Origin of the sequence: Solicola agrisoli, assembly GCF_049059935.1 — a bacterium.
In the GTDB taxonomy this organism is placed as follows: domain Bacteria; phylum Actinomycetota; class Actinomycetes; order Propionibacteriales; family Nocardioidaceae; genus JAURVT01.
Map to the genome: position 1 here is coordinate 1 of NZ_JBMGQR010000132.1, position 4,702 is coordinate 4,702.

The 4,702-nt window shown below is 74.0% G+C and carries 5 protein-coding genes; 3 read left to right on the forward strand and 2 right to left on the reverse strand.

Annotated features, from left to right (window positions below; all coding sequences use genetic code 11):
- Positions 1-1,265, forward strand: a 1,265-nt coding sequence (locus ACI6PP_RS22860) for an HNH endonuclease signature motif containing protein (RefSeq protein ID WP_421114044.1), incomplete at its 5' end; no start/stop codon positions are given.
- 2 nt (positions 1,266-1,267) lie between these two features.
- On the opposite strand, the gene ACI6PP_RS22865 is transcribed toward ACI6PP_RS22860, so the two are convergent.
- A complete protein-coding gene (locus tag ACI6PP_RS22865) occupies positions 1,268-1,936 on the reverse strand; it encodes an alpha/beta fold hydrolase (RefSeq protein ID WP_421114045.1) in 669 nt (222 codons plus the stop codon).
- Positions 1,933-3,171 carry an MFS transporter gene (locus tag ACI6PP_RS22870; protein ID WP_421114046.1) on the reverse strand — a complete coding sequence of 413 codons (1,239 nt, stop codon included), beginning with the start codon at positions 3,169-3,171 and terminating at the stop codon, positions 1,933-1,935. The genes ACI6PP_RS22865 and ACI6PP_RS22870 overlap by 4 nt, the downstream gene beginning before the upstream one ends.
- Before the next feature lie 93 nt (positions 3,172-3,264).
- Between ACI6PP_RS22870 and ACI6PP_RS22875 the strand changes: the two genes are divergently transcribed.
- Complete coding sequence (locus ACI6PP_RS22875) at positions 3,265-4,155, forward strand: LysR family transcriptional regulator (protein ID WP_421114048.1); 891 nt, start codon at positions 3,265-3,267, stop codon at positions 4,153-4,155.
- A 49-nt stretch (positions 4,156-4,204) separates the two neighbouring features.
- Positions 4,205-4,549, forward strand: coding sequence for an ArsR/SmtB family transcription factor (locus ACI6PP_RS22880; protein WP_421114049.1), 345 nt, complete (start codon positions 4,205-4,207; stop codon positions 4,547-4,549).
- Positions 4,550-4,702: the final 153 nt, after the last annotated feature.

Here is a 4,702-nt window from a genome sequence, read left to right on the forward strand (position 1 = left end):
CCGCGGTCGAGAGCGCCCTGGCCGACGGTGACCTGACGGTCTACGCGGGCCTGTCGGCCGACGACGCGACGCAGCTCGCGGCACGGTGGAACCGAGTCGCGGCGCAGGTGTCGGCACACGCCACCGCGTCAACTCGGGCCGTCCACCACTCCGGTGCGGCGGAGAAGGCCGGTGCGACGTCGACCGGGTCGCTGCTGGCGAGCCAGTTCGGTGGCGACCGCCACGCCGCGGCCCGCGACGTCCACCTGGGCGAGGACCTCGAGACGGCGAGCACCACCGAGACCGCCCTCGCCAAGGGTCAGGTGACCAAGGAGCAGGCCCGTCTGATCGCCCGCACCGTCACCCGGCTCCCCGACGACGTGCCCGCTGCCACCCGCCAGAAGTGCGAGCAGGCCCTCATCGACGACGCCAGGACGCTGACCATGCGGGACCTGCGACGCCGGGCCGACCGGATCACCGACGTCTTCAAACCCGCCTCTGAGGTCGACGCCGACGAGGGCCAGATCGTCCGCGACCGCGAACGCGACGCATACGCCCGGTCGGAGTTCTGGATGCAGGACCAGACCGACGGCACCTGGACCGGAGGATTCCGCCTCCCCGAGGCCCAGGCCTGGATGCTCAAGCACGCCCTCGACCGCTTCACCGCGCCCCGCCGCCGTCACCTCGACCACGGCCAAGCTCAAGAGGACTTGAGCTACTCCCAGCGCCAGGGCCGGGCGTTCACCTCACTGGTCGAGCACCTGCCCACCGACGGGCTCCCCGACGCCGGCGGCAGTGGACTCGTCGTGACGGTCAACGTCGACCTCGACACGCTGACGACCGGCACCGGAGTCGGCACCACCTCGACCGGGCAGCGCATGTCCGCCGGGGAGATCCGCCGGGCCGCCTGCCGCGCCGGGATCATCCCCCAGGTCCTCGGCGGTGCGTCGCTCCCGCTCGACCTCGGACGCACCCAGCGGTTGTTCAACCGGGCCCAAAGGATCGCCCTGGCCCACCGCGACGGCGGCTGCGCGTTCCCCGACTGCGACCGACCACCGTCCTGGACCGAGGCCCACCACGCACGCGAACCCTGGTCACACGGCGGCAGCACGGATCTGGACGACGGCGTCCTGCTCTGCCCGTTCCACCATCGCACCGTCCACGACGACGGCTGGACCATCACCTTCGACACCGACGACCGCAGACCGGCGTTCGTCCCACCCGCCCGACTCGACCCGTACCGACGACCCCGCACCGGCACGCGGTACCGGCCACGGCGCGACTGAGGTCAGAGGTCCCGCACCAGGTCCAACACGCGTCCGGGTCCGTCGTGCATGACGTTGTGCCTCGTGTCCCACGCGACGTGCTCGACCTCGGGATCGGCGACCGCGCGGTCGATCGACGTGCGCATCGGGGTGGGGGTGGCCCATCCGGTGGCCTCGACGTACAGCTTGCGAGGCACCCGTCGCCAGGCGCCGTCGAGTCGCAGCGACTGCAGCAGCGTGCCGACCGGGTGGGGTCGGGCGCGCTCGTCGAAGAACGCCAGCGGGTCCACGGCGTCACCGAGACGACGGGCGTCCTCGACGAACCACTCGCGCTCGTCGTCGTTGGTCAGCGACCACGACGAGTCGCCGTCCTCGGGGAGGAAGGCGTCGAGGTAGACCAGGCAGCGGACGGCGTCGGGCCGTGCGTCGGCGGCGCCGGTGATGAGCAGGCCGGCGTAGCTGTGGCCCACCAGGACCACCTCTCCGGGCGCCGCTCCGAGCGCGTCGATCGCCGCCACCACGTCGGCGACGTGGGTGTCGAGGACGATGCGACGGTCTGTGCGGGGCTCGTCCTCCAGGCCGGTGGGGGTGACGGCGACGGCACGGTGGCCCAGTCGCTCCAGCTCCTGCACCAGCGGTGCGTACCACCAGCCGCCGTGGTTCATCCCGGGCACGAGCACGTAGTCGGTCATCGGTCGGTCCTCTCGTCGGTCGATCGGGTGGCCATCTGGGCGACGGCCAGACAGGCGGCGGCCATCAGGACCGCCAGCACGACCCACCCCACTGGGGCGGCGTCGAGCACGAGTGGGAGCGCGAGGAGCGGGCCGAGCACGCGGGCCACGGTTGCCGACATCGAGAACGCCGACTGGTACCGACCCTCGGCCGCGGCGGGCACGTCACCCAGGGCGACGGCCCACGTCGCCGCTCCGCCGGCCACCTCCCCGGCGGTGAGCACGGCGACGGCGACGGCCACGGCCGCCGCCGCGTCGACCGGGGTCTCGATCGCGGCCGTCAGCGCGAGCAGGACGCCGGCGGTCACGAACGCCCCGGCGGCGAGGACCGCCGACCGGACCGTGCCGCGTGCATCCACGAGCCGCGTGGTCCAGGAACGCTGCGCGGCGATGACCAGGACCGTGTTGAGCGCCAGGGCCATCCCGGCGGCCCAGGTCGGCGCGGTCGTGTGCCCGAGCACCCACACCGGCAGCAGCACCGACAGGATCGGCATCGTCAGCTGGACGACGGACGCGAGCGCGGCGCCCGTCGCGAACCGTCGGTCGCGCAGCACCAGCAGCAGCCCGCCGTCGTCGAGGCGTCGCGAGGGACCGACGTCGTGTGCGTCCGGCACCCCGAGCACGGTCACAGCGGCCAGCAGGCTGACCGCGGCGGCCACACCGTAGGCGCCACGGACCCCCGGGTCCGACGCGGTCGCCACGAGCACCGCACCCAGCACGGTCCCCGCACCCAGGCCGGCGTTGAGCAGGGTGTGCATGGTGGCGCGGACACCGAGCCGCTCCGACGACGCGACCCCGGCGACGGCCAGCGCCTGGCGGGCGGACCCCGCCGCCGCCTGCGCCACCACGAACAGCGTCGCTGCGACGGCGAACCAGGTGCCCGACCCCGCGAGCGCGTAGCCCAGGAGCGCGAGGGAGGAGAGCCCGCCGCCCCAGGCCGCCGCGCGTCGAGGCCCGATCGCGTCGGTCAGGCGCCCGAGCGGCATCGCGACCAGGAGCGCGACCACGGCGGCGGCGGCGAGCACCCGTCCGGTCGTGGTGGGGGCGAGCGCCAGCTGGACGGTGGCGTGCACCACCACGGACGAGAGCACGACCCCGTCGACCACCGCCGCGACGAGCTGCACCGCGCCCAGTCGTCGTCCAGGGGCCGGCAGCGGTGAGGTCAGCTGCGGTGCAGGATCGGTGGTGGTGGTCATCGTGGGCTCCCGGTGTGGTCGGACGTCCAGTCTCGAACCGGCTCAACCCAGCAGTCCAACAGATGATGGTGATGGTCACTATCATCAGCGCTCATGGAGATCCACCAGCTGCGCTACGCCGTCGCCATCGCCGACGAGGGCTCCTTCACAGCCGCTGCGGCGGCGATGCACGTCAGCCAGTCGGGCGTGAGCGCACAGGTGGGCCGCCTCGAGCGCGAGCTGGGCGTCACCCTGTTCGACCGCGGCCCCCGCTCGGTCCGGCCCACGGAGTCGGGCACGCTGCTCGTCGAGCGCATGCGGACGGTCCTGGCCGCGCTCGCCGACGTCCACGCCACGGCGGGCGAGGTGCTCGGCCTGCTGCGCGGCACCGTCCGCGTCGGAGCCGTCGCCGGGCTCGGCTGGGCGCCGTTCCTCGACGCGCTCGAGCACGTGCACTCCGCCCACCCCGGCCTCGACCTCTCCCTGCGCGAGGGCGTCTCGTCGGCCGTCCAGGAGGAGGTCGCCGACGGACGGCTGGACGTCGCGGTCGTGTCCTGGTCCGGGGAGCCGCTGGCCGGCCTCGCGTCGTGGGTGGCCGTGCACGAGCGCGTCGCCGTGGTGGTCGGACGCCACCACCCGTGGGCGTCCCGGACGTCGGTGCTGCCGGCCGACCTGCTCGACGCGGAGGTCGTGTGCACCAGTCGCGGCACCGGGATGCGGGCCGCGTACGACGCGTTGATGCGCGCCGAGGGCCTCCCCACTCCCGTGACGTGGGAGGTGACGCTGCCGACCACCGCACGGGCACTGGTCGCCCGGGGCCTCGGCGTGGGCGTGCTGACGACCTCGCACGCCGACCTCGACGACGACCTCGTGCGCGTCGAGATCCGCTCCGACCACACCGAGTCGATGCTGGGGGTGGTCTGGCGGCCGCGACCCGATCCCTCGCCGGCCGCCGCCGCGGTGCTGTCGGCCCTGCGGCGCCACCTCGGGCCTGACGGCCCCTGACATCCGTTCAGCGCTTGATGGATACATCGAAGGCTGTATCGTGCGTGGGGTGCAGCTCTCGACCTCCACCGGCGCCCTCGCGCGGTTCGGGCACGCCCTGTCCGACCCGACCCGCGCCCGGGTGCTCCTCGCCCTGCGGGACGCGCCGTCCTACCCGGCCGACCTCGCCGAGTCCCTGGGCGTGTCCCGTCAGGCCATGTCGAACCACCTGGCGTGCCTGCGCGGCTGCGGGCTCGTCGTGACGATCCCCGAGGGACGTCGCACCCGCTACGAGCTCGCCGACGCCCGCATCGGCGTCGCACTGGAGAGCCTGGTCGACCTCGTCCTGGTGGTCGACCCCGCGTGCACCTGCGTCGACGAGGACGAGCCCGTCCCGTCGGGAGCGACGTCGTGAGCGCGGCGCCGCAGCGGCTCGACCCCGGGGCCGACCGGCGAGCGGTGCTGTCGCGGCGCATCCGGCTGCTCGTCGCCGCCACGATCGCCTACAACGTGGCCGAGGCGGTCGTCGCGCTGACGGCGGGCGCTCAGGCGTCCTCGACGGCGCTCG